This window comes from Streptomyces sp. ISL-10, assembly GCF_018614575.1.
GTDB lineage: Bacteria > Actinomycetota > Actinomycetes > Streptomycetales > Streptomycetaceae > Streptomyces.
Genome location: NZ_JAGGOJ010000014.1, coordinates 169,832 through 193,298, shown reverse-complemented (window position 1 = coordinate 193,298; position 23,467 = coordinate 169,832). Strand labels below are relative to the sequence as shown.

The 23,467-nt window shown below is 70.0% G+C and carries 18 protein-coding genes; 3 read left to right on the top strand and 15 right to left on the bottom strand.

Translation table 11 applies throughout. The features are described from left to right. Position 1 precedes the first annotated feature (1 nt). The 6 genes from J7E88_RS18770 to J7E88_RS18745 form a co-directional block, all read right to left on the bottom strand. Positions 2–346, bottom strand: coding sequence for a rhodanese-like domain-containing protein (locus tag J7E88_RS18770; RefSeq protein ID WP_215182497.1), 345 nt, complete (start codon positions 344–346; stop codon positions 2–4). A 66-nt stretch (positions 347–412) separates the two neighbouring features. Continuing rightward, entirely contained in the window at positions 413–1,258 is an 846-nt protein-coding gene (locus tag J7E88_RS18765; protein ID WP_215182495.1) for a hypothetical protein, read from the bottom strand. A 33-nt stretch (positions 1,259–1,291) separates the two neighbouring features. Next, complete coding sequence (locus J7E88_RS18760) at positions 1,292–2,791, bottom strand: DUF2252 domain-containing protein (protein WP_215182493.1); 1,500 nt, start codon at positions 2,789–2,791, stop codon at positions 1,292–1,294. A 1,157-nt stretch (positions 2,792–3,948) separates the two neighbouring features. Next, positions 3,949–8,787, bottom strand: a complete 4,839-nt coding sequence (locus tag J7E88_RS18755; protein ID WP_215182491.1) for a DNA repair ATPase — start codon at positions 8,785–8,787, stop codon at positions 3,949–3,951. Between the two features lie 87 nt (positions 8,788–8,874). Then, the gene (locus tag J7E88_RS18750; protein ID WP_215182489.1) at positions 8,875–10,938 is read right to left on the bottom strand and encodes a flotillin family protein; all 2,064 of its coding nucleotides are present in this window, start codon (positions 10,936–10,938) and stop codon (positions 8,875–8,877) included. A 49-nt stretch (positions 10,939–10,987) separates the two neighbouring features. Then, a complete protein-coding gene (locus J7E88_RS18745; protein WP_215182487.1) occupies positions 10,988–11,608 on the bottom strand; it encodes a YqiJ family protein in 621 nt (206 codons plus the stop codon). A 238-nt stretch (positions 11,609–11,846) separates the two neighbouring features. Here J7E88_RS18745 and J7E88_RS18740 point away from each other — a divergent pair, with 238 nt between their 5' ends. Further along, entirely contained in the window at positions 11,847–12,902 is a 1,056-nt protein-coding gene (locus tag J7E88_RS18740) for a CdaR family transcriptional regulator (RefSeq protein WP_215182485.1), read from the top strand. A gap of 33 nt (positions 12,903–12,935) precedes the next feature. Here the strand turns inward: J7E88_RS18740 and J7E88_RS18735 are convergent, their stop codons facing one another. Further along, positions 12,936–13,307 carry a hypothetical protein gene (locus J7E88_RS18735; RefSeq protein ID WP_215182483.1) on the bottom strand — a complete coding sequence of 124 codons (372 nt, stop codon included), beginning with the start codon at positions 13,305–13,307 and terminating at the stop codon, positions 12,936–12,938. Between the two features lie 580 nt (positions 13,308–13,887). On the opposite strand from J7E88_RS18735, the gene J7E88_RS18730 reads away from it, so the two are divergent. Together J7E88_RS18730 and nhaA are read left to right on the top strand one after the other, a co-directional pair. Beyond that, the gene (locus tag J7E88_RS18730) at positions 13,888–15,423 is read left to right on the top strand and encodes a sodium:alanine symporter family protein (protein ID WP_215182481.1); all 1,536 of its coding nucleotides are present in this window, start codon (positions 13,888–13,890) and stop codon (positions 15,421–15,423) included. Between the two features lie 261 nt (positions 15,424–15,684). Next, positions 15,685–16,983: a Na+/H+ antiporter NhaA gene (gene nhaA, locus J7E88_RS18725; protein WP_215182479.1), complete on the top strand. Its 1,299-nt coding sequence runs from the start codon at positions 15,685–15,687 to the stop codon at positions 16,981–16,983. A gap of 47 nt (positions 16,984–17,030) precedes the next feature. On the opposite strand, the gene J7E88_RS37095 is transcribed toward nhaA, so the two are convergent. From J7E88_RS37095 to J7E88_RS18685, 8 genes are all read right to left on the bottom strand, one after another. Further along, on the bottom strand, positions 17,031–17,831 hold the full coding sequence (locus tag J7E88_RS37095) for a general stress protein (RefSeq protein ID WP_308307541.1): 801 nt from the start codon (positions 17,829–17,831) through the stop codon (positions 17,031–17,033). A 119-nt stretch (positions 17,832–17,950) separates the two neighbouring features. Continuing rightward, positions 17,951–18,277: an SPW repeat protein gene (locus J7E88_RS18715; protein ID WP_215182477.1), complete on the bottom strand. Its 327-nt coding sequence runs from the start codon at positions 18,275–18,277 to the stop codon at positions 17,951–17,953. A gap of 160 nt (positions 18,278–18,437) precedes the next feature. Then, complete coding sequence (locus tag J7E88_RS18710; RefSeq protein WP_215182475.1) at positions 18,438–18,968, bottom strand: copper chaperone PCu(A)C; 531 nt, start codon at positions 18,966–18,968, stop codon at positions 18,438–18,440. Positions 18,969–19,360: 392 nt separating this feature from the next. Further along, entirely contained in the window at positions 19,361–19,675 is a 315-nt protein-coding gene (locus tag J7E88_RS18705) for a PRC-barrel domain-containing protein (protein ID WP_215182473.1), read from the bottom strand. Then, a complete protein-coding gene (locus J7E88_RS18700) occupies positions 19,662–20,051 on the bottom strand; it encodes a PRC-barrel domain-containing protein (RefSeq protein ID WP_215182471.1) in 390 nt (129 codons plus the stop codon). Before J7E88_RS18700 ends, J7E88_RS18705 begins: the two co-directional genes overlap by 14 nt. Further along, positions 20,048–21,277: an NRAMP family divalent metal transporter gene (locus J7E88_RS18695; RefSeq protein WP_215182469.1), complete on the bottom strand. Its 1,230-nt coding sequence runs from the start codon at positions 21,275–21,277 to the stop codon at positions 20,048–20,050. The genes J7E88_RS18700 and J7E88_RS18695 overlap by 4 nt, the downstream gene beginning before the upstream one ends. Beyond that, positions 21,274–21,795, bottom strand: a complete 522-nt coding sequence (locus J7E88_RS18690) for a hypothetical protein (protein WP_215182467.1) — start codon at positions 21,793–21,795, stop codon at positions 21,274–21,276. Before J7E88_RS18690 ends, J7E88_RS18695 begins: the two co-directional genes overlap by 4 nt. Positions 21,796–22,311: 516 nt before the next feature. Continuing rightward, positions 22,312–23,463, bottom strand: a complete 1,152-nt coding sequence (locus J7E88_RS18685; protein ID WP_308307540.1) for a site-2 protease family protein — start codon at positions 23,461–23,463, stop codon at positions 22,312–22,314. Positions 23,464–23,467 lie beyond the last annotated feature (4 nt).

Sequence of the window (23,467 nt, the reverse complement as noted above, 5' to 3'; positions counted from 1 at the left end):
GTCAGAGCACGAAGGCAGGGGCACCGTTCTCGGTCACCATCGGGCGGCCCGCGCCGTCCCAGGCGAGCATGCCACCGTCGATGTTCACCGCGTCGATGCCCTGCTGCACCAGGTACTGGGTCACCTGGGCGGACCGGCCGCCGACCCGGCACATCACATAGGCGCGGCGCCCGTCCGCCACCGCCTCGGTGACCTCGCCGAAGCGGGCCACGAAGTCGCTCATCGGGACGTGCAGCGCACCCTCGACATGACCGGCCGCCCATTCGTCGGCCTCACGGACGTCCAGCACCAGACCGTCGGCCGGTACCGCCGCGGCGTCCACGGAGGGGAGCGGGGCGAAGTTCATGGGGCAATGCCTTCTCTCGTACGGGTACAGCGGACCTGCCGGCCGCTTGACGGGCCTTGAGGAAACCTAGTCCACCAGGTCGGCCAGTTCCTTCTCCCGCTCGGCGACCTGCGCGAGCAGTTGTTCGGCGATCTCCTCGAGCAGCGTGTCCGGGTCGTCGGGCGCCATCCGCAGCATCGCGCCGATGGCGCTCTCCTCCAGCTCCTTGGCCACCCGGGTGAGCAGCTCCTTGCGCTGCGCGAGCCACTCCAGGCGTGCGTAGAGCTCCTCGCTCTCGCTGAGCTGCAGCTCCGGTGCCATCGGCCCCGCCTCCCACTCCGCGGCCAGCTCCCGCAGCCGGTCCGCGTCGCCGAGGCCGTAGGCGGCGTTCACCCGGGCGATGAACTCATCACGCCGCGCCCGCTCCGTCTCGTCCTGCGCCAGGTCCGGATGCGCCTTGCGGGCCAGCTCCCGGTAGAGCTTGCGGGCCTCTTCACTGGGCCGCACGCGCCTGGGGGCCCGCACCGGCTGTTCCGTGAGCATCGCGGCGGCCTCCGGGGACAGGCCGTCACTGTCCATCCAGTCGTGGAACAGCTCGTCCACGCCCGGCATGGGCAGCACCATGGCCCGTGCCTCCTGCGCCTTGCGCAGGTCCTCGGGATCACCGCTGCGCGTCGCCCGGGCCTCGGCGATCTGCGCGTCCAGCTCATCCAGCCGCGCATACATCGGCCCGAGCTTCTGATGGTGCAGCCGGGAGAAGTTCTCCACCTCCACCCGGAACGTCTCCAGCGCGATCTCGAACTCGATCAGCGCCTGCTCGGCCACCCGCACCGCGTTCGCCAGCCGGGCCTCTGGCCTCGGCTGTGCGTCCTGGTGCGCGTGGCGCTCTTCGTCGTTCCGGGAGGTCGGTTCACCGGCGGCTTCCTGGGTCACCCGTCCAGACTACGGCCGCCCCGGGGTGGCCGGTCACACACCCAGCTCGGCTGCTGTCCGACCGCTCTTGACCGCGGCCAGCAGCTCCGCGTGGTCGGCCTCGGTGCGGTCCGCGTAGGCGACGGCGAAGGATGCGACGGCCTCGTCGAACTCCTCGCTCTTGCCGCAGTAGCCCGCCAGGAGCCGCGGGTCTGCACTGTGGGCGTGCGCACGCGCCAAGAGCGCGCCGGTCATCCGCCCGTAGTCGTCGACCTGCTCTGGGGCCAGAGCGGCAGGGTCCACGCTGCCCTTGCGGTTGCGGAACTGCCGCACCTGGAACGGCCTGCCGTCCACCGTCGTCCAGCCGAGCAGGATGTCGCTGACGACCTGCATCCGCTTCTGCCCGAGCACCACGCGCCGGCCTTCGTGGTCCACCGGCCGTACCGGGAAACCGGCGGCGGGCAGATACGGCTCCAGCGCCGAAGCCCGCGCCTCCTTCACCTGCAGTACCAGCGGATCGCCCCGGTGATCGAGCAGCAGCACCACGTACGACCGGGTACCGACGCTGCCGGTGCCCACGACGCGGAAGGCGACGTCGTGGATCGCGTACCGCGCGAGCAGCGGCAGCCGGTCCTCGGACACCGTGGACAGGTACGGGCCGAGGGACGCGGCGACAGCCGCCGCCTCCGCGTCCGGCACCCGCCGCAGCACCGGCGCTGCGTCCACGAAGCGGCGGCCCGCCTCGCCGTCCTCGCCGGTCACCGGCTCCGTGGACCTGGCGGCGAAGCGGGCGCTGGTGTTGTTGCGGGCTTTCGCGGCGACACGCTCCAGCGTGCCCAGCAGGTCCCGCGCGTCCGTGTGCGAGACGAGCTCCTCGTCGGCGATGGCGTTCCACGCGTCCAGCGCGGGCAGCTTCGCCAGCAGCCGCATGGTGCGCCGGTAGGCGCCGACGGCATCGAAGGCGGCCGCCCGGCAGACGTCCTCGTCCGCCCCCGCCACCCGTCCGGCCAGCACCAGCGACACCGCCAGCCGCTTGACGTCCCACTCCCACGGGCCGACGACCGTTTCGTCGAAGTCGTTCAGATCGATGACGAGTCGCCCGTGGGCGTCCCCGTAGAGACCGAAGTTCGCGGCGTGCGCGTCGCCGCAGATCTGGGCGCCGACGCCGGTCACAGGAGTGCCCACCAGATCGTGTGCCATCAGTCCTGCCGAGCCGCGCAGGAACGCGAACGGGGAGGCCGCCATCCTGCCCACTCGTATGGGAGTGAGCTCGGGCACACGGCCCCGGCTGGACTCTTCAACCGCCCGGACAGCGTCCGGGCGATCGGTGGTGAGAACAAGCGAGTCGTGCCCGGAGCGCGGCACGCGCGCCCGCAGCGCCTTGCCCAGCTCCTTCGGCGAGCCGCCGGCCTGCCCGGCCGCCCTTCCCTTGGCCGCCGTGCGCGGCGCGAATCCGGGCACGTCCGGAATGCGGCCCCCGGCCACCACATCCACGGCCCCGGCCGCGCCGTCCTCCAGCCGCTGCGCGGGCACCAACATCCCGGCCTCGTTCATGCCGCTGCCTCCCCCGGCGTCGTACGCCCTCAACATCAACTGCCCAGACCGTACCGCCGGGCCACGACAGCCGTCTGCCCCCTGTGGACAACCATGCCCCCAGGCTCTGGCGGGAGCGCCGAGGACCCACGGGAGCGGCGCCCGACCGGCCGCGGCATCGGCATCGGCATCCAGGACACACGCGGAACGCGGCTTCGGCCCTCGGCGGGCGTCCGCCGCTCGGGACCCGTCAGGCCGCGTCAGGCTCCGTCGCCGGCCCTTCGACGTTCCACGTGAAACATCACGGCCGACAAACGGCCCGGCAGCCCGCCGCACAACACGAGGACCAAATCCCGCCCCGCGTCCCCGACCGCCGGTGCCGCCCCCGACCGCCGGTGCCGCCCCCGGTCTGCTGCGCCGTCGCGTCGCCCTCGGACGGCTCCCCCGCCCGCCGGCGGCACGGGGTTCTGTTCGGGGAACCTCGACACACTCACCCTCGGCGGTGAGCGACCACGCCGACGCACCTTCCGCCGAGGCAAGACGAAACCGCTCGGCAGCTGAACACCGACCGGCTTCCCGGCACCGACCGCGCACACTCGGCCCGGCGCTCCCTCCCCGAGCAGAACAAGATCAAATCAGCAGGCCCTGGTGGAGACCCACGTCACCACCAGGGCCCTGCGCGTGTCCGAAGCCCCACACGCGCCCCGAAGACCCGTCTCCTGTGGTGGTGGTGGGGAACCGACGAAATGCGCCGGCCAGCAGCGTTCGATGAACAGCGAGAGGGGCATCCCGCGCTGTTGTAGATCATTTCCCACGGCCCTGGTTCAGCGCTTGTACTGCGTCCGTCAAAGGTGTCGGCGCATCGCCTCGATGCAGGCGGCACGGGCAGCGTCCGACCGATCACGGGGATACGCGATGCCCTCCACCACCAGTGCGGCAGGCGACGTTCCCGGAGCATCGACCAGCTTGCCGGTCGTCCGGTCGACGCCGCGGGCGTCGGTGTCCCCTCGCAGCCGTACGAGGGCGGTAGTCCGGCGCCGAAGTCCCTCTGCGCAGAGTTCCGGCCCAGCGAGGACACCGGTCCAAAACCGGTGGTGAAGGCGGCATCGGGCAACTCCAGGGCAGGGAAAGACCTGCTGCCGATCAGTCTTGCCCGCGCATCTGACCGCAGGGATGTGTCATCCGGGCTGCCCGCCTTCCGGGCGGACCGCATGTCGCCCCGCGGCCGGGCGGCTCAGCAGGTGGCGGGGGTCCGTGGCCCGGGTGATGGCGGCTTCTACGGCGGCGATCCGGTCGGCGAGCAGGCCGAGGGCGGCCACCGCCCGGCCGACGGCATCGTCGCCGGAGCCGCCGAGGGCCTGGGTGCGGACGTACGCGGCGGTGATCTCCGCCCAGCGCGCTGTCTGCGCCTGGGTGGGCGTGCCGCGCAGTGCGGCGAGTTTCAGCAGGTTGGCCTCGGCTCCGGTGGTGAGGGTCTGGGCCTCGCCCGTGTAGTGGTCGTCGATGACGGCGGCCAGTTCGGCGTGGTTCATGGCCGGGGAGATCCGTGCCGCGATCTTGTTCAGGTTGCGGTAGGAGCCCTGGAGCTGGAAGGGCGGCTCGGTGCGGGTGGCGTCGGTCTGGGCCGCGGAGGCGATGTACGCCTCGTTGACGGCGAGGACCGTCTCACGAGCGGTGAGCAGGTGGCGCAGGACGGCGAGGATCCGGTCGAGTTCGACAGGGGCGTAGGGGTGGGCGAGCCGGTCGCGTCGGGCGGTCGGGTCGTCAGCGGCGAGCCGGACCAGCAGCTCCAGGTCAGCGCGGTCCCGCGCGGCCAGGGGCGCGAGGTCCGGGTGGGAGGTGAGGGCGTTCTCGATGAAGCTGAGGGCGAAGGCGTCCTCCTTGCCGGTCAGAACGTCGCCGAGGTTCCAGACGTCGGCGCGGTTGGCGAGCATGTCGGGGATGCGGAAGCGCTGCCCGGACTCGGTGTAGGGGTTGCCGGCCATGCAGACGGCGAAGCGCTTGCCGCGCAGGTCGTGGCCGTTCAGGGTGCGGGTGGCGTCGCACAGCGGGATGAACTTCTGCAACAGCTCGGGCGACGTGTGCTGGATGTCGTCCAGATACAGCAGGACGTTGTTTCCCGCCGCCAGCGCGAAGTTGATCTTCTCGACCTCCTGGCGGGCCGTGGCGTTCGGTGCCTCCGCCGGGTCCAAGGAGGTGACGTCATGCCCCAGGGCCGGGCCGTCGATCTTCACCAGGAGCAGGCCGAGGCGGTCGGCGACGTATTCCATGAGGGTCGTCTTGCCGTAGCCGGGCGGTGAGACGAGGAGCAGCAGACCGTGGTTGTCGGTCCGTTTGCCGGCCCCAGTGGCGCCGAGCTGCTTGGCGAGGTTGTCGCCGACGAGGGGCAGGTACACCTCGTCGACGAGCCGGTTGCGTACGAACGAGGACATGACGCGCGGCCGGTACTCGTCCAGGCGCAGCCGCCGGCGCTCGGCGGCGACGAGAGCCGTCCTGCGCTGCTGGTAGGCGCGGAAGCCGGGCGCCACTCGGCGGGTGAAGTCGCCGGTCGTGGCCAGGAATTCGTCGAGCCGCAGGGTCAGGACGCCGCGGGTGATCCTCGGGTGCGTGCCGAGCAGGCCCGTGACCGTGGCCGTCAGCGTGCTGTCCGCGTCGTGGCGCACCAGCTCGGGGCAGACCTCGATCGCGACCGCCTCGGCGAGGTCACCGGCGTCCTGGTTCTCCCCGCTGGAGGCGGCGTACGCGGCGAGCCACCCCTCGACCAGCCGTCGCGCGGCCGCGGTGTCGTCGGCGGCCAGCCGGTCGCGTACCTCTTCCGCGTACGGCGTCGAGCCCACCGACCGGCGGAACTTCTCCAGCAGCGTGCGTGCCGCCGGGCCCGCCACGAAGGACTCGCCGGTCGCGAGCTCCTCGACGAGGTACTCGGCCGCGAGATCTGTCAGGGCGCCCGCGTCGATGAGTTCGCCGCGCAGCGCGTCGAGTGCCGGTGCGGTGCCGAACATGTTCCGCGCCCGTACCAAGGACGCCGCCTCGCTCATCCACGCTCGCCGCGTCTGCGGTGTCGTGCCGTGGGCCCAGAACAGTTGGGCGGTGGCGCGGTCGGCGGCCGGGTACCGCAGCAGCCCCGCCCGCTCCCGCAAGCGCAGCAGGAGGGAGAGGATCGCGGCCGCGTCGTGGTCGTGGACGCCGCGCTCGTACCCCTGGTCGTACGCGGCCTCGGCGGCCCGCCGGGCGAGGCCGGGGAGGTCCGCGTCGGCGAGGGCCTCCGCGCCGCGCTCGGCCAGGAGCTTCGCGGCGAGGTACTCCGCCCGGTAGACGTCGGCGTTCTCGGACGGCAGGAGTTGGTGCCGGTAGGCGCGGGTGTCCGCGAACCCGGCGTCGGTAACCGGGCGCCGGTAGTCGGTGCCGGTCAGCACGAACGCCATCCCGTCGTCGCCGTGGGGCACGAGCATGAGCTCGGGGGGCTGGGTGTTGACGGCGAAGCGGTGCGTGCCCAGGCGGATGGTGTCGCCGCCGTCCGCGTACAGCTCGGTGCGGTCCCGCAGCGCCCGCGCGGCCTCCTGGCGGGCGGCTTTGAGCCGTCCCTGAAGTTCCTCGGCCCGGGCCTGGTCACCGAGTCCGCGCAGCTCGTCGGCGGTACGCCGGACTTTGGCCGCCATCGGGTCGGAGGCGAAGTACGTGTTGACCGCGTCGACGCTGTCCAGTCCGGCCGACCGGCGGGCGATCGTCTCCAGGACGCGTGCAGCGGACTCGGCGAGGCGTTCGGCGCGCCGGGCGCGGGTGTCCTGGAGAGTCTGCTTGCGGCCGGAGAAGGCGTCGTGGACCTCGGTGCGCTTGTCGGCGATCTCGGCGAGGAAGCCGTCGTGGTCGGCGAACCGCGACTCCAGGGTGTCCAGTTGGAGCAGTAGTCGCGCGAGCTGCGTGTCACAGGTCTCGGGGCTGTCGGCCGCCGCCAGTGCGCTGGTGACGGACTGCGCGAGCAGCGCGAACTCGGCCGCGAACTCCGCCCGCCCCTCCCGCTCCACGAGGTCACGGCGGCGGGCGGAGAGGGCCGCGCGAGCGCGGTTCAGCCCGGCCAGCACTTCCGCGATCCGCTCCAGGATCGCGGTGCGCGCGGTGGCGTCGCCGATGTCCAGACCGGCGACGACCTCGGTGAGGGTCTGGAGGCCGAAGACCTGCTCGTCCAGCCTTTCCGTGACCGGGGCCGCCTCGGCTGTCGTGGTGATGGCCCCGGCGGCGTCGGTGAGCCGCTCCGCCTCCGCGTGGTGGCCGCTGAATGCGTCGTCGCGCTGGAGGAAGGCCACCGCCCGCTGCGCGGTGGAGGCGATGTGGTCCTCGGTGTCCCCGGCGAGCGCGTCGATGGCGTCCGTGTCCGCGTACCGCATCTCCTTCAGGGTCATCAGGCGGCCCTGGGCCCGGCGCAGCTCCGCGATGCGCTCGATCCACTCCTCGGCGGTGGCCGGAGCTTCGCCCCTGACGCGCCGTACCAGGCGCTGGAGGTGCTCGGCCGTCTCCGTGACGGCCTCGGCGGCCTGCCGGGTAAGGGACTGGACGGACGCGAACTCCTCCAGCACCTGCTCGGCGGTGGTCTTCAGCTCCTCCAGCGGGGTGCGCAGGTCTCCGGCGTCCGCGTCGCCCAGCCAGTGGAAGCGGTCGGCGGCCCGTGTGCAGGCGGCGACCAGCGCCGCGTACAGCTCACTGGTGGCGGTGGTCTCGGTGGCCTGGCGGGCGATGGCGAGGCAGTCGGAGATGCCGCGTACGAGATCGGCGTTGCCGATCCGGGCGAGGGGCCCGTCGTCCACGGGGACGGTGTGGGTGTCGGAGACGTACGGGGTCCGCCACGCCTGCACCGGATGTACGCGCGTCGGCGCGCCGGACTCCGGGCGCAGCAGGGTGAGGGTGCCGTCGTCGAAGAGGGCGTAGCCGTGACAGGTCAGGGGTGTGGCGGCCGCCTTGCGGATGAGGTTGTACGGCAGGAGGAGGGTGCGGCCCTCGGCCCCGGCGTGGAACGCGAACAGCACGTCCTCGCCGTTGGGCGAGCGGACAGCGCGCTCGAACTCCAGGCCCCGGGTGTCCGCGGCGTCGAAGGTCTTCACCGCGCCGGTGGCCAGGCAATAGCCGCCGGGGAAGACGATGCCCTGGCCGTCGGGCAGCCGGCGGCACGCCTGTCCGACGCCGTCGAGCCGGACGACGGACTTCGTGAGCGTGTTGAAGACCAGATGCCGCCGGGTGTCCTCCTTGTACGGACGGACACGGATCAGGATCAGGGCACCGACGACCGCGTAGGCCACGTCGGCGTCGGCGAGCGACTGGAGGGGCTCGTCGACCGGCTCGCTGTGCACACCCTCGCCGGACTCCGTGTCGTCGTCGGTCTTCACCGTCAGCGTGCCGCCGACCGTCGAGACGAAGACGGTGCCTGCGGCGAGGGAGATGTGCGGGTGCCGTCCCAGGACGTGGTCGTCCCGGGTCGCGTCGACCCACGAGAAGTCGTACGGGTCGGGGAGGACGTTGTCCCGCTCCCCCCGGGCGTCAAGGAACCGCACCTCGCCGGACGCCGAAACCGACCAGCGCAGCACGCGGATGTCCTCGGCCTGCTCCCCGGTCCGGAACACCGCCAGCAGCCTGCCCTCCACGCGGCGGAGCCGGAGGAGTCGCGCGCCCTGGAAGTAGCGGTGCAGCGCGGCGTGTTCGCGTACGAAGGCGGGGTCGTCGAGCAGGCCGGGCACCGCGTCGTCCGGGAGCCGGTTCAGGTCGCCGTCGTAGAGGGCGAACACGTCCGCCGCCGGAGCCTCGTAGCCGACGAGCAGCGCGTCACCGACGGCGACGGCGTCGCGGGGGACGGCATTGCGGTCCGTGCGGATCCGCTCGGTGCTGAGGAGGGCGAGTTCCGTGGAGCCGAAGGCCGCGATACGGGCGGTGTTGAGGTCCTCGGCGCGCCGGGCCAGTTCGCCGGCCTGGGCACCGAGGCGGTCGCGCAGTACCTCGTACGTACCGGCGTCCATCCCCGTCGTCTCCATGCTCTCCCGCTCCCTCGTGTACGTGACGGTCTTCCTCCGGAGCTGCCGCCCCCCGCGCGACAGCTCCGGGAACTGCGGAACCGGGCGTCAGCTCTTGGCCGTGCCGTTCAGCCCGGTCGTACCGTTCAGCCCGGCCAGCTCGGCCACCGGCATGTCGGCCAGGCCCAGCTGTCGCGCCTTGCCGATGAGTTCGTCCAGTTGCCCGGACCCGGCCGGCATCAGCTTCATCAGCAGAGCCGAGACGGTCAGGTTCTGCACGTCGGCCGTGGACACCGACCCCAGCACCTTCGTCAGGTCCTCGGTGAAGGACGCGGAGCCGTCGAGCCACGGGCCGGCCAGCGCTTGCGCGGTCTGCGAGTGCTGGACGAAGCCGTCGACGCTCTTGCCGAGGGAGATGGCACCGACGATCCGGTCGAAGAAGGCGGACTCGCCCCCCACGATGTTGATGTCGGCGTTCTCGAGCCCCGTGGCCAGCACCGTGGCCTGTGCCTCGGCAACCTGCCGCTGGACGTCGAGGCCCGCGAGTCGGATGTCCTTCTCCGCCTCCAGGCGCAGCCGGAACTCCTCGTGTGTGCGCGACGCCTCGTCCAGCGCGGCCATCGCGGCGGCCTTCTCGGTGAGGCCGGCGGCCTCTGCCTTGAGCTTCTCGCCGATGGCGGTGGCCTCGGCCAGCGCCTTCTCCCGGGTTCCGGCCGCTTCGGCACGCAGCCGGGCCTCGGTCGCCCCCGCCTCGGCGCGGCCGGTCTTCTCGATCGCGTCCGCTTCCTTCTCCCGGACCTGGACGGCGGCCAGACCCTCGGCGGCGGCTTCGGCCTGGACACCCTCGGCGAGGCGGATCTTGGCGCGGGCGTCCATGTCGGCGGTCTTGTTACGGGCCTCCGCGAGGGTGAGCTCCTCGGCGGCCCGGTGGACAGCGGCCTGCTCGGCCGCCTCGGCGGCCTTGATGTCCTTGACCAGCTGCTCCTGCGCCTCGGCCTCGGCGGCGATGACGACGGTCCGCCGCTTGCGCTCGGCCTCCTCGACCGCGCGGAGCTTCTTGATGGACTCCTCCTGCTCGGCGACCGTACGGTCCACCGCGACCCGCTCGCGGATCACCTCGGCGATCTCACGGCGCTCGGCCTCGACCTCCTTCTCGGCGGAGATGCGGGTGAGTTCGGTCTCCCGGTCCCGTGCGATGACTTCGAGGAGGCGGTCCTTCTCGATGCGCTCGTTCTCGATGGCGATGACGCGCTCGCGGTTCTTCTGCGCGACGGCAACCTCGCGGGCCTGGTTTTCGCGCTGGATGCCGAGCTGCTCCTCGGTCTTGAGGAAGGCGCTCTGCGCGCGCAGCCGCTCCTCCTCGACCACGCGGGCGGTCTCGGCCTCCTCCTTGGCACGAACGGTGTCGATCTCGCGCTTCTGCTTGATCTCGGCGTCGGCCTGGCGGCGCTCCAGCTCCAGGATGGCTTCCCGGGCGTCGACGTTCTGGCGGGTGATCTCCTTCTCCTCCGTGCGCTGGAACTCGTTGGTGCGCACGTGCTCGACGGCCGTCAGCTCGGTGATCTTCCGGATGCCCTGGGCGTCGAGGATGTTGGAGGCGTCGAGCTGCGCGAGCGGGGTCTGCTCCAGGTAGTCGATCGCCGCGTCTTCGAGGCTGTAGCCGTTGAGGTCGGTGCCGATGACCTGGATGATCCTGTCCCGGAACTCATCGCGCTTGGTGTAGAGGTCCGTGAAGTCGAGCTGCTTGCCGACCGTCTTCAGCGCCTCGGAGAACTTGGCGTTGAACAGCTCCTGGAGTGTGGCCTGGTCGCTGGCGCGGGCCGTGCCGATGGCCTGGGCGACCTTGATGACGTCCTCGACGGTCTTGTTGACCCGTACGAAGAACGAGATGCGGATGTCGGCGCGGATGTTGTCCCGGCAGATCAGACCGTCCCGGCCTGTCCTGCTGATGTCGATGGTCTTCACCGAGATGTCCATGACCTCGGCCTTGTGCAGCACGGGCAGGACGACTTGACCGGTGAAGGTCACGTCGACCTTCCGCATCTTCGACACGATCAGCGCCTTGCCCTGCTCCACCTTGCGGAACAGCCGGCTGATCACGAACAGCATGGCGATGGTGATGAGCAGGACAACGGCGACGAGCACGCCGAGACCTACGGTGATGGCATCCATGAGGAATCCCCGGATCGAAGGGTGAGAGCTGAAGCAGGGGGACGGCGGGTCAGCCGCGGGGGTCGAGCGCCTTGTCGAAGGGCGTGACCCAGAAGAACTCGCCGGTGTCGTCGTACGCGTACAGCAGTCCCGTGCTGCCGAGCGCCAGCCGGCTGCCGCCGTTTTGAGGGACCTCGTTCTGGCGGACCTGGACGACGGCGGTGGAGCCGTCCCGGGCAGCGACCTCCGCCTGGCCGAAGTCCCCGTCCACCCGCCCTGTGCGGATGGTGCAGGTCAGTCCGACGAAGTCGTGCAGGGACGGCCCGGGTTCGTCGGGGAAGAGTTTGGCCAGCGGGCGGACGAGCGCCCGGGTCAAAGGCCAGGCGCCGAAGAGGGAGGCGAACAGCAGGACGGCGCCGAGCAGGTGATGCAGGGCATCGGGCCATCCCGTACGGGACAGCACGACCGTGCCTGTGAGGGTGAAGAACCAGGACAGGACGATCAGCAGCGAGGCCGACACCGAGACGGGGACTCCGCCCAGGCCGAGCGCGTCGGCGTCCACGTCCGCGTCGAAACCGTCGTGATCGGCGGCACCGAGCAGCACCAGCAGCCAGAAACCGATGACGACCACGAGAGCGGCGGTGAACAGCACGGCGGGAAAGGTGGCGATGGCATGCAGAAACTCGGCCATGACTCTCCCCTTCGATCCCGTGACGCGGCAGGTCGCTTTCCGGATCCCGGCATCGCTCTCGGACGCCCCGGCTCCGGCCACCTCATCGTGGCAGCGCGACACGCGCGTCCGCATTGCCGTCGACCGGCAATCTTCACGACCTCTTGATGCCGGTGGCCGCCCTGCGATGCCCACGTGCCACCCTTGACGACTCGCGCCGAAAAGGCCTCATCGGCGCGTCAGGAGCGGGGGAGGGACCATGGCGGAGCGGGACACGGCCGAGGAGTATCTGGAGGGGTACGCCCAGACGCTCACCGCCGCCTGCGCCACCGGCAGGCGGCTGACTCGCGACGAGTTGGAAGCGCTGCGCGCCCAGGGCGAGCGGGCTGCGGAAGCCGGGATCGGACTCCGGTTCCTGGTGCGGGCCCACCTGGCCAAGGCCCAGGACGTGCAAGCGGATCTGCGGTCCGCCGACCACCTGCTCGCGGCCGTGGAGCAGGCCGTGGACGCCTTCGCGGAAGGTCACGAGCGGGCGCAACGGCTCGCCATCCGCCAGCAGGAGGCCGCGCGGCGGGAGTTCATCGACGACGTGCTTCACGGCCGGGCCGATGCCGGCCGGCTCGCCGAACGAGCCGGTCGCTTCGGGCTGCTGTTCTCCCACGCGCACGCGGTGGCCGTCGCCGAAGGCCCGGAGCCGTACGACGACGGCTACTCGGTCACGCGCGGGATCGAGTCGTCCCTCACCGCCCGCTTCGGCGACCGCCGGATACTGCTGACCACGAAGAACGGCAGACTCATCTGCATCGCGCCGGGCGACGAGACCGACGTCCTGGCCTTCTTCGCGAAGCAGGCGTACGCCGCGACCGACGGCGGCCGGGTGGCCATCGGCCGGGCGCACCCGGGCGTCGGCGGAGTCGTCCACTCCTACGAGGAGGCGCTCAACGCCCTCGACCTGGCCGGCCGGATGAACCTGGAGGACGCGGTACTGCACGCGGCGGACCTGCTCGTCTATCCGGTCCTCACCCGCGACCGGCAGGCCATGGCCGACCTCGTGCGCACGGTGCTCGGCCCGCTCCAACAGGCTCGCGGCGGCGCGCAGCCGCTCATCGACACCCTCACCGCGTACTTCGACACCGGCTGTGTGTCCGCCGAAGCGGCCCGCCGCCTCTCCCTGAGCGTGCGGGCCATGACCTACCGGCTGGAACGCATCCACAAGCTGACAGGCGCCGACCCCGGGGACGCCGTCGATCGCTACACCCTCCAGACCGCGGTCATCGGCGCACGCCTGCTGGACTGGCCGGAGCAGGCACTCTGACGGGCACGCCGGATCTCGCCCAGGGACTGACCGTCACCTCTTCGCGGCGCGCCCGTGGTCCTGTGCGTACCGGGCGAAGACTTGCTGAGTCGTTCCACCGGTGTGGAGGAACCGTTCATCGAGGGTGACCGCAAGGTCGTGCAGGGAAACGCGCAAGAGCTCCCTGACCAGCCGGCGCTCTTCACCGGTACCGTCCGGCAGCTGCTCCGCCACGGCGGTGAGGTACATGATGTTCGCGGCCAGCGAGGTGTTCTCGTCGCCGTCGTGGAAGTAGTACGACTCGGCGTACTGCCGGTAGTCCACACAGATGTGAGCCAGGTCGGCGGCGAGGTTCTGAAAGACGGCGCAGGCCACGGACGTGGACAACTGCTGCTTCCCCAGGCCGACGCGCCGTAGCTGGGACACGTCGCAGTGCGACGGCTCGGCGGCGGGCCAGGGCGGGATAGATGCCCATGACCCAGCTCACCGTGGCCGTCAGCAGGGCGAAGCCGACCACGGCGTCCAGGAAGCGCGGTCGGCCAGTGCCTCGTCACCGCAGACCATCAAGTGTCCGACGCCGCCAGGCGAGGCCTGAGGGAAGGGAAGTACTGCGTAGAGTTGCCTCGCGCTCGGCACGGATCGCAGGGAGTCACCCAACCCGCCACGGCCGCGCCAGAGGACCGACGGGGCATAAGTGTCCGATGAATGAATCGTGCTGTCCGAATAACGGTCCGGTCTCGCTGCCTGGGACTTTCGAATGTTACTGACCGTTATGTGATTCGGGTCACTAAAGATCTCGTAAAGGCGTGGTAGAACTACGCAACTCGTACGCGGCCGCCTGTCGCGGCCTTCGGGGACCCGGGCGCGCGCCCGGCAGCAAGACCAGGGTGATCACGCTCCGAGTTCGCGGAGCGCACCCGTCGCCGATCGGACAACGGCGTTCACTCAAGCCCGCACACCAACCGGCCCCACCCCATGCCGGTCCTGCGCCAACGAGGTAGTCAACGTGTCACTCGACTCCATCACCACATCCGTCGACGAAGCCGTCAGCGGATTCTTCGAGCCCATAGCCACCTGGCTCGGGGAAGTCGTCTTCTACTCCGTGCCCGTAGGCGGGACGGAGCTGCCCCTCATCGTCGCCTGGCTCGTCGTCGCCGGTCTCGTCTTCACCGGCTGGTTCGGGTTCGTGCAGGTCCGCAAGTTCAAGCTCGCCTTCGACGTGGTGAGAGGGAAGTACGACGAGAAGGGGTCGGCCGGCGAGGTCAACCACTTCCAGGCCCTGACCGCCGCCGTCTCCGGCACGGTCGGCCTCGGGAACATCGCCGGTGTGGCCGTCGCCGTCTCCATCGGTGGTCCCGGTGCCACGTTCTGGATGATCCTGTGCGGCCTGCTCGGTATGGCCACCAAGTTCGTCGAGGTCACCCTCGGCGTGAAGTACCGAGAGGTGCACGCCGACGGCACCGTCTCCGGCGGCCCGATGCACTACCTGCCCAAGGGCCTGGCCGACCGCTTCGGCAAGAACGGCAAGACCCTCGGCAAGGTCCTCGCGGTCCTCGCCTCCTTCATGATCCTGTTCTTCGGCCTCTTCGGCGGCAACCTCTTCCAGGTCAACCAGTCCTACGCCCAGCTGGTCTCCGTCACCGGCGGCGAGGACGGCCTGATGGGCTCCTCCGCCGGCGCCCTGTTCTTCGGCATCCTCATCGCGGCCCTCGTCGGCATCGTCCTGCTCGGTGGCATCCGCTCCATCGCCAACGTCACCAGCAAGCTGGTCCCCGCCATGGCCGGCATCTACATCGTGGCCTGCCTGGTCGTCATCCTGGTGCACGTCTCCGCCGTCCCGGCCGCGATCGGCACCATCATCGAGGGCGCCTTCAACCCGCAGGGCGTCGCCGGTGGTGTGCTCGGCGCGCTGATCATCGGTTTCAAGCGGGCCGCGTTCTCCAACGAGGCCGGTCTCGGCTCCGCCCCGATCGCGCACTCCGCGGTCAAGACCAAGCACCCCGCCAGCGAGGGCCTGGTCGCCCTGCTGGAGCCGTTCATCGACACCGTCGTCATCTGCACGATGACCGCGCTGACCATTGTCATCGCCAACCCCGCCAGCTGGGCCGAGGCACGTACAGACAACTCCACCGGCGGCGTCACGATCACCTCCGACGCCTTCGCCACCGTCCTGCCCTGGTTCCCGTACATCCTCACCATCGCGGTGATGCTGTTCGCCATCTCCACGGTGCTCACCTGGGGCTACTACTGCATGAAGGCCTGGACGCACCTCTTCGGCCGCAGCCAGGCGAGCGAGCTGACCTTCAAGGTCCTCTACACGCTGTTCGCCGTCGCGGGCTCGCTGCTGACCCTGCAGACCCTCATCGACATGGCTGACGCGGTGCTCTTCATGCTCGCCGTCATCAACATCATCGGCCTCTACCTTCTCGCCCCGGTCGTCAAGCGCGAGCTGAACTCCTTCCTGGAGTTCGTCCGCGCCCGCAACGCCGGTGAGATCACCGAGGACGACGAAGACCAGGAGTCGGTGAAGACCACCGTCTGACCGCCCCCGCGGCCCGGCTCCTGAACGGGCCCGTACGCACCTTTCGCCCTTGGTGTGGACGGGCCCGTTCGCCATGCCCTGAGCCACATTTTCGCAGGTGAAACCGGGTCTGGCGGCAAAGCGGGGCGGCGGTTAGGGTGAAAACAACGCGTCAGCGCCCCGCCCGAAGGCGGCTGCGGTGGACGCGCGGTGTGCCGGGAAGTCTGGTCGGCGTCCTAGGGCTCGTATGCCCTGAAGTCGACGCCTCCGGAGGTCTCCCTGATGGCTGCCGCCCCTCGTGAACGTTCTCCCTTCCTCGGTCTCCTGCCACTGCCCGAGCGCAACGCGGTGGTTCAGGCCCTGCGGACGGAGACGGTCGGCGGGCTGGTGCTCCTCGCGGCCGCCGTCGTCGCGCTGGCGTGGGCGAACACCCCCTGGAGCGGGGCCTATGAGCAGATACGCGACTTCCACTTCGGCATACCGGCCCTGGGCCTGGACCTTTCGGTGGAGCACTGGACAGCCGACGGTCTGCTCGCCATCTTCTTCCTGGTCGCAGGCATCGAGCTGAAACGCGAACTGGTCGTCGGCGAACTCCGCACCCCCGCCACAGCAGCTCTGCCGGTCGTCGCCGCGCTGTGCGGCATGGTCGTGCCCGCAGCGCTGTACGCCGTCACGGTCACGGCCGGCGGGGGCAGCCTGGACGGCTGGGCCGTGCCCATGGCCACCGACATCGCCTTCGCGCTCGCCGTCCTCGCGGTCCTCAGCAGCCACCTGCCGGCCGCGCTGCGCGCCTTCCTGCTCACCCTCGCCGTAGTCGACGACTTGGGCGCCATCCTGATCATCGCGATCTTCTTCACCAGCGACCTGAATTTCGCCGCGCTCGGCGGCGCCTTCGCCTGCCTGGCCGTCTTCTACGCGCTCCAGCGATTCCGCGTGCGCGGCTGGTGGTGGTACGTCCCCCTCGGCGTCGTCAGCTGGGCACTGATGTACAACAGCGGCGTCCACGCCACCGTCGCCGGCGTCGCCATGGGCCTCATCCTGCGGACCACCCGCGACGAGGACGAGACCGCCTCCCCCGCCGAACGCACGTCCCACCTGATCCACCCGTTCTCCGCCGGTGTGGTGGTGCCCCTGTTCGCCCTCTTCGCCGCGGGCGTGGGAGTGACAGCCGCGTCTCTGGGCGAGGTCTTCACCCGGCCCGAGCCCCTCGGCGTGGTCCTGGGCCTGGTCGCCGGCAAGGCCCTCGGCATCTTCGCCGGCACCTATCTGGCCGCCCGCTTCACCCGCGCCCGGCTCAACCCCGAGCTCGCCTGGGCGGACGTCTTCGCGCTCGCGGTCCTCGCCGGGATCGGCTTCACCGTGGCGCTCCTGATCGGCGAACTCGCCTTCCCTGACCCGGCCATGGCCGAACGCGTCAAGGCCGCGGTCCTGGTCGGCTCCCTCATCGCCGCCTGCCTGGCAGCCCTCCTCATCAAGCGCCGCAACGGCATCTATCGCCGTCTGTACGAGGAGGAGACGCGCGACGAGGACCACGACGGCATACCCGACATCTACCAGCGGACCGGCGCCTCCGAGCGCTGATGCGGCAGGGCTGGGGCCGGTGGACTCCTCATCCCTGACCGTGGCGATCACCGCCTCCCGCCCTGGCCATCAAGACGGCACTGGTGGAAATGCCGCGGACGCGCAGACGCGCAGACGCCGCCAGGGGTACGAGCCAGGGGCCATGTGGCCCCGTTCTCACTCAGCGAGTACACCGGGCTCTCGTCCCGGTCGGCACTGCCCGGCATCCCGAGCCGTGCGCGCTGCGCATCATGAAGGCCCCCGTCGGCGGGCAGGCGAGCGCGACGGCCGGGAACAGCGGCGTGCGCCGCTTGGACGAGCTGCGCGCCTTCCCTCTCACTCATCCCTGAAGCCGCCCGAGCCCTGCGCGGACGCCACTCACCCGCTTCGGTTCCTTCGGCGAGCTGGAGGAGCGCCCGTGCCTGGTCCGCGTGGCCACCGCGAGCGACGAGGTCGTATCGTGCAGCGGCCAGCGCCCGGGTGGAGGAGAAGTCCCTTCGGCCGCCAGTGGCCGCGTGTCCGGCCCAACCCAGGACAGCTCCCCACAGGGCGCCGAAGAGGATCCCGCCCAGCAGCAGTCCGAGCCAGACGGAACCTGGTGTGAAGAGCCCGACCAGCAGGCCGACCAACAGGCCGAACCAAGCTCCGCCCGCTGCGCCGGCGGCCGCTGCACGGCCCGTGGTGAGCCGGCCGGTCACATGCTCGACCAGTCGCAGGTCCGATCCGATGATGTCGAGGTACTCCACCGGGAACTTCTCGTCGGAGAGCCGGTCCACCGCGCTCTGGGCTTCCTCGTAGGAGTCGTAACTTGCGACCCTGTTCCAGACAATGGCGGCGGCATCTGGGACTTGCGGTTCGATGTCGGGCATCTTTGTCTCCCTCCTGGCTTGGCCCGGTCTCTTGATCAGGTGTGCACGAGCATCCGGGCTGCCCGACCAGTCGGTCCTCGGTCAGGGCCCGACTGTGAACAGGCGAAAGGACGCGTGTCTCATCTCATGACCTTCGCGCGTGCCAGAAGGAGCGAGACAGCGGCCAGCAGAATCAGGACGATGCCGGTTACCACGTCGTTGGTGCGTGCCGCGTCCGCTTGGGAGGTGTCGCCGTAGCTGATCAGGAATGGTGCGGCAATGAGCCACGCCCCGGCCACGACGATGATCAGGTCGGTCACCCAGCCGTGCCTGCCCAGCAAGCGGGCGGTCGCTACGAGGAAGACGACGACTCCGACGATCATCTCGTGCAGGTGGGCGTCTACTGCGGGCTCGTTGAACGGGTAGCCGATGATCCACGCCCCCACAAGCAGCCAGACTCCTGCCAACAGCATCAGTATGCTGACGAGGGAGTCTCTCAGCGGGGCGGCCATGGATTGTTTCGGCGGGCGCGTGCCCGCGTGGCGGCCGACGGAACGGCTGTGCGGCGTCATGGATACCTCCCAGTGGTCGGGCCGAGGCGCCAAGGCCACCCCAACCCTGATCCGCTCACCGGTCGGGGGACGGGCTTTGGTCGTACACGGGGATCTGAGAGTGGACGTTGAAGGTGGTGGCGCCCGACTTCTCGAAGCGCACCGCGAGTTTCACGAAATCCCCGCCCCGCACGACCTGGCGAAGGTCTCGTAGCACCAGGTGCGTCCTGCCGGGTTCCAACTCCTGAAGCTCGTCAGCCGGCAATGTCACACCTTGGGGCAGCGGATCGCCGCCGGCGTCCACAATCTCGACCGAGCGGGCCGCCGGAGTACTCGCGCTGACCAGCCGATCAGCCTCCGGACCTTTGTTGTAGAGCCACATATACGCCGGTACGTCGTCTCCCTCCTTCCACGGCTGTCCCTGGGGCTCCGCGATGTGGGCGTAGCGAATGAGAACCGAACCGACCTTGGCATTCTGACCAGGGGCATTCCACTGGTCGGGGTCGAACCCCTCGCCGGAGCCGCAGCCGGCGGTCAGCGCGACCGCCCCGAACACTGCGCCGGCCGCGGCTGCCCGAGCCGCGGTAACGAATCGCCGAAACAGCATGTGCTTCCTCTCCCGCGGCCCGAGAACCGTCACGGACCGGAGCCCTCGAGCAGCACAACACCGTTCAGGTGAAGGGACGAGTTGCCACCGTCACAGGCGCCAAACACCACTACGACATTCACGCGCACGGCGTAGCCGTCCCGAGCTGGGGATTCTGGGCCGAGACCCCGTCTCTTTCGGCCACTCGGCCAGGCCGGCACAGGTTGCCGTGCACGCCGGGGGGCTCGCAGCACGGGTGCTGCTTGGTCTCGCGTCGGCACGCACGTGCGCGGCTCCCCCGTCGTCATCGGGGAGGGTCTACCCTCCGGGCGGTCGGCGGGTGATGAACCAGATCAGCAGCCCCACCAGAGTGAGGAGTTCCAGCCAGGCGAAGAACACGGCAAGGCCCGAGGTCACGGCTGCACGCTGCCCGGATGTGGGGCACGGGCGACGATCGTGCGCTGGTCGTACGAAATGACGCGGGACCACTCGATGATCTGTCTGCGGCGGGCCAGCCAGTGTGCGGCCTTTGCCAGCACTGCCGGCCCGCGGACCTCACCAGTGGCGTACCCGAAGCGGTGTGCCAGACCCGTGGATCCCACCACGACGGCTTCCAGTTGCCAGGGCGAGGAGGCCGAAGGGCGGGTGACGCGCAGGTCGTGGACCTTGCCGAGGCGTCGCCCGCTCTCGTCGACGACTTCGGCGTTCAGCAGATCACTTGCTTTCACGATGAGCCCCCGGGATCTTCCCGACGAAACCGTGGCTGAGCAGCCGCTCGGCCCGGCCCAGACCGGGCAGGCTCTCGGCGCGTACGTCGAGCGTGAGGGCGGGTCCGAGCTCGCGCACGTGCCTGACGGACACTTCCACGGGCGTCGCGCCGCCGGCCATGCGTCCGGCTACGGCCACCCACCAGCGGCCCAGGCGACCTCCGAGGCGCTGTCCGAAAGCGCGCTGCCCGATCAGCAGGGCAGCCAGTACGGGCGGCGAGCCGGCCGCGGAGTCGTCGAAGCGCAGGTCGTCGACCTTGCCGAGCAACTTGCCGTCGCGGTCGATTACCTGGCGGTCGAGGAGGTCGAGTCCGGCATCGAGTGCGTCCACAGTCATGCGCCTGCCTTGGTTGCGATCAAGAGGGGTAGCGCGGCCACCGCGCCGGCGGTCACGGCGACGAGGTAAATCGTGCCGAGGGTGTTGGTCAGGCGGCCGTTGACCCGGTTGCCGAGGTAGCGCCGGTCGTTGGCGATGACGAGGATCGGCAGAAAGGTCAACGGCAGCACGACGGCGGCGAGGTAGACGGCGTAGATCGTCACCGTGATGGGGTTGACGGTGGTCAGGGCAACCACCGTGGCGCAGAGAAGTGTTACCAGGAGCAGGGTGTGGAAGCGCGCCGCTTTGGCGGGCTGTGTCTCCTTGCCCCAGGTCCAGCCGAAATGATGGGCGATGGTGTAGCTGGACGACAGCAGCGTCTCCAGCGTCGCCCCGAACACGGAGGCCACGATGCCGAGAATGGCCAGGGCGAAGCCGACCTGGCCGAAGGCGAGGACCACGGGCAGCACGGTCTGGCTCAGGTGCTCCACGTGGATGCCGGCGGGCTGGAGGACCAGGTAGGCGGTCGCCTGGATGCCGATGGCGAGGATGCCGCCCACGGCGTATCCCAGCCAGGCGTTCACCCGTACTTCGAGGAGGTTGCGTGGGCGCCAGCGGTGCTCCACGGCGCCGGAGGAGAAGAAGAACACCTCGTACGGGTTCATCTGCGCGCCGAGCAGGACCAGCGCGTAGAAGAAGTACGTGGCATGTCCCTCCCCGTGCGGGACGGTGGGGTGGGTGGCGTCGTGCCACATGGCGCCCCAGTCGGGGCCGAACCACCACACGGCGGCGACGAAGACGAACAGCGCCAGGCCGAGAAGCCCGTAGAGACGTTCCATGTAGGCGAACGGCAGCCGCCACACCACCAGCCAGGCGAGGAACGCGACGGGCGGTACCCACAGCAGGTAGTGGATATCGGCGAGCAGTTCGATCGCCAGGGCGACTCCGCACAGCTCCGCGATCAGGGCCAGGGCGTTGACGAGATAGGAGGCGATCACTGTGCTCAGTCCCATGCGGGCCCCGGTGCGTTCCCGGATCAGGTCGAAGACCGTGCGGCCGGTGACCACAGCGATCCTGCCGGCCATCTCGGAGTACAGCGCGATTCCGACCACGGCGACGACCGTCACCCACGCCAGTCCCAGCCCGAAGCGGGCGCCCACGAGTGCGTCGGTGACCAGGTCGCCGATGTCCATGAATCCGCCCATGGCGGTGAACACACCCAGTAGCAGCGACAGCACCCGCTTCACGTCGGCACCAGCTCCTGGAAGCGCCGAAGCCGCTCAGAAAGGCCCGGCAGGGGTTCAGCCATCCGTGGCAGGTCCTGCAGAAGCCCTTGACGGGCGGCGATCCGCAGCTGGCTCAGAGCGCTCTGGACCTCATCGAGCAGACTGATCACGTCATCGCGCAGCTGGCTGGCTTCTTGTGTCGGTGGCTGCACGGAGCCGAACTGCGTAACGACGCTGTCCACCGCACTTTCGAGCTGCGACAGCGTCCGCGAGGTGTAGGGCCCTGGAGACTTGCCGTTCTTGGCAGCGCGGACCAGCAGACGTGCCGTCTCAATCGACGAGCGCACCACCTCTGCCGAGTTCGCCACCTTGTTCCGATAGTCCGTATCGGTGCGCGAGGAGCTCATGCACCCCGCGAGCGACAGGACCAGCACCAGCACGCCGACCGAAGCGCACACGGCCGCACGTCCCCACTGACGCACCGCCCGCGGGACTGGCGGCACGCGAGCAGCCGGCGGCTCCAGCACCGGCTGTGCCACTGCCCACCTCGTCTCACCTATGTCGTCAGATGCCTACGAGGGTTAGCCAGGCACGCCTGCCCCACGCGGACATACGCAGTCACGGCGTGTCCCGAGCGTGCCGAGGGATCGTCATGACGCCACGCTGGGTGCCCCAAAATCCACCCGTGATCGTCGCATGCCGCTGGGGCGAACAATCGTGGTTCTGGGCAGCGGCGTCGCGCTGGTGATCGCGGTCAACGCCGTCGGCTTCACCCCGGTAAGGCCCGACTTCGAACGGCACGGGCTGTGCAGCACCTGACCATACGTCCAGGGGCCGGCGGACCGAGCCCCACTGCACCCGACGGCCGCCGGAGCACTGGCCATTACTCTTGCCGCCTCTGGGTAAAGCGGTGTTGACCGAAACAGGTCTCAAGAAGGACACCGTGCCCCGGCGACGATCTCCTAGGAGGGGGGAGTTACGCGGTTGTCGTCGCCGCCCCGCAGTGAGCCCGAGCGTCCGGCAGCGTGCACTCGCTGTGGCATGGTCCTGCGCCTTCAAAAGGTCCGGTTCCGCCACGCGGACGAGGACATCAGCCAGGAGGTGACCCGGCTGATGTCGGAGGAGGTGACGATGCCGGCCAGGTCCCTTCCTTCCAGCACGAGGGCGCGGTGGGCGGGGTTGGCCTCCAACTCGGGCACGAGCCGCGCCAGTGGGTCGTCGGGGCGAGTCGGCAGGTCGTCGACCGGCACCATCACGCGGGCGACAACAGTGGACGCGCGCTCCGTCTCCGGGACCGCGTCGGCGCCCTTCAGGGTGATCAGGCCGACCGCGATGTTCCCGTTGTCGACGACGGGGAACGCCGAGTGCCGGTAGCGGAAGCGCGCGTCTGTCAGGAACTCGCCGACCGTGGTGGCGGCCGGAACACTCACCGGATCAGGCGTCATCGCGTCGCTCACCGGGATTCCGCCCAGGAGTTCACGGAGCTTTGCCTGGCCGCCTTCCACCGTGGCCATCACGATGACGAACCAGCCGATGACCACCAGCCAGATGCCGCTGAAGGCGGCGCCGGCGAGGACGAGGTACATGCCGATACCCACCAGCGCCCATCCCAGTACCCGTCCCGCGGCCGTGGCTACGACGGTGGCGCGCAGCGGGCTGCCCGTCTTCCACCACACCATGGCCCGCAGCAGCCGACCGCCGTCCAGCGGCGCGGCAGGAAGGGCATTGAAGACGGCCAGCAGGATGTTGATCCCCGCCAGCCAGGCCAACGCCCCCACCACGAGCCCGCCGTCGTTCGCCCCGTCCAGCAGGCCGGCAGCCAGAGCGAACAGCGCCCCGAGCACCAGGCTGACCAAAGGCCCCACGCCGGCAATACGCAGTTCCGCTCCTGGGGTGGATGCCTCACTCCTGAGCCGGGCGACCCCGCCCAGCAGCCACAGGGTGATGTCGTCGACGGACACACCGTTGCGGCGGGCCACCAGCGCATGGCTGATCTCGTGAGCCAGCAGCGACAACAGGAAGACCACGGCGGTCACCGCTGAGGCCAGCCAGTACTGCCACACCGGGCGATCCGGATGAGCCTCCCGGAAGCCGCCACCTGCCAGCCCCACCAGAATCAGAACGAAAATGACCAGGACGCTCCAATGCACACCGATGCGAATCCCTGCCACACGGCCCAGTGAGAACGTCGCTCGCACAGCAGCCACCTCC